Annotated in this window: 2 protein-coding genes; both read left to right on the forward strand. The window is 47.9% G+C overall.

Annotation, left to right across the window (positions count from 1 at the left end; all coding sequences use genetic code 11):
• On the forward strand, window positions 1-1,650 hold a 1,650-nt coding region (gene glgX, locus ACTHUE_RS16365), incomplete at its 5' end, for a glycogen debranching protein GlgX (protein WP_440423998.1).
• 314 nt (window positions 1,651-1,964) lie between these two features.
• Window positions 1,965-2,176, forward strand: a 212-nt coding sequence (locus ACTHUE_RS16370) for a hypothetical protein (RefSeq protein ID WP_440423999.1), incomplete at its 3' end; no start/stop codon positions are given.

Genomic DNA, 2,176 nt, shown 5'->3' on the forward strand with positions numbered 1-2,176 from the left:
GAAGAAATGGCATGGTTCAGGCCGGAAGATGAACGCGACAATGCCGCCGTTGCGCCGAAAAGCGTCGTGGTCGGACGCAGCCGATTTAATTGGGCCAAAGATTGCCGTCCGGAAATACCGTGGGGCAAAACCGTTATTTATGAAGCCCATGTCAAAGGGGTGACCAAGCAATTCCCTGATTTGAAGTATGCAGGCACTTATAAAGCCTTGTGCGATAAACGGGTTTTGGCCTATTTGCAAGAATTGGGGGTAACGACGGTCGAGCTGCTGCCGATTCATTTTCATCTGGATGAATACCATCTTCAGCAGATGGGCTTGAGCAATTATTGGGGCTACAACACTTATTCCCATTTTGCCGTTGAGCCGTCTTATGCCGACAATCCCGAACGTGCGGCGGCAGAATTTAAACAAGCGGTCAAAGCCCTGCATCAGGCAGGTTTGGAAGTGATTTTAGATGTTGTGTACAACCACACGGCCGAGCAGGACGACAAAGGCCCGATGCTGTGTCAGCGCGGTATCGACAACACCTTATGGTATTGGCACACCCCTTACGGCAATTATGAAAACTGGTCGGGTTGCGGCAATACGCTCAATATTGTCCGGCGCGACGTTACCCGTTGGGCGGCAGACAGCCTGCGCTATTGGGCGGAAGAGTTTCATATCGACGGCTTTCGTTTCGATTTGGGAACCGTATTGGGACGCGAACCCGATTTCCAATCGTACGGCCGTTTTTTCCAAGTCCTGTATCAAGATCCTGTGTTGGCCGGTTTGAAGCTGATTGTCGAAGCATGGGACATCGGCGAGGGCGGCTATCACTTGGGTAATTTCCCGCAACCTTTTGCCGAATGGAACGGCCGTTTCCGCGATGACATGCGCGCGTTTTGGTCATGGGAAAGCGGCAATTTGGGCGCATTTGCCGAACGCTTGGCCGGGTCGTCCGATATTTTCAACCACAGCGGCCGCCACCCGTCCGCCAGCATCAACTTCATTACTGCACACGACGGCTTCACTCTGCGTGATTTGGTCAGCTATAACGAAAAACACAACGAAGCTAACGGCGAAAACAACCGCGACGGGCATAATGAAAACATCAGCTACAACCACGGCGTAGAAGGCGAAACCGATGATGAAGAGGTTTTGCAAAATCGTGAATACACCTCCAAAGCGCTGCTTGCCTCCTTATTTTTATCCAACGGTACGCCCATGCTTTTGGCAGGCGATGAGTTCGGCAACAGTCAGCAAGGCAACAACAACAGCTACTGCCAAGATAATCCGATTACATGGTTGGATTGGCAAAATGAGCCTCATGAGTTGCAAAATTACACTCAAGCGCTGATACGCGTACGCAGCCAAATCAAGCTTCTGACAGATGATTGCTGGTGGGAAAAAGAGCGTGTGCAATGGCTCAATGCGGATGGCAGCCCGATGACCGAATATTGTTGGCACAACAGGGGCAGCAAGGCAATTCAGGTTGTTTTGGACGATGAATGGCTGCTGTTGGTCAATGCCAAACGTAGTCGTCAGTTATTTAACCTGCCTCAAGGCAATTGGGAAATTTCTTGCGTACCATCTGAGAAATTTAATTACGAAGAGGCTGGGAAATGTGTTGTTGAGCATATGGGGATTTGGATTTTACATAAAACAAATTAAATGAGAATTAAACTATTGGTTGATTAACTCTTTGATATTTTGTCAGTATTTTCTGATTTGTAGCTTAGTGGTATAAATTGAAAATGCCAATAAGATGATGAATGGTTTAATTGTTAATTAAATGTTTTATAAAGAAAAATATATCCTTTTTTTGAATCTTTCCGCTATAATCTCCTTGGTTTGTAACAAATCTACGCACCATTCCTTTCAGACGGCCTGTTGCCGTTGTCAGGCCGTCTGAAAACCGAGTTTCGTTGTTTTTAATAAAACCATCAGGCGCGTTGTCCAGTGCCTCACGCTAGAGAAAGGCTTCCATGGCTAAGAAAAAACTCCCCATCTCCGGTTACGATTATGTAATGCCTAAACCGGACGCCGAAACCATCCGTAAATCCATCGTTTACAAGCTGATTTTCATCTTGGGCGTAGATCCGAAGGAGGCAACTTCACACCAATGGCTCAACGCCGCCATGCTTGCCGCGCGTGACCTGATTGCGGAAGATTTCCTCAAAACACGCCGCGCCCACAT

The sequence above is a fragment of the Neisseria sp. P0021.S005 genome (assembly GCF_051956955.1).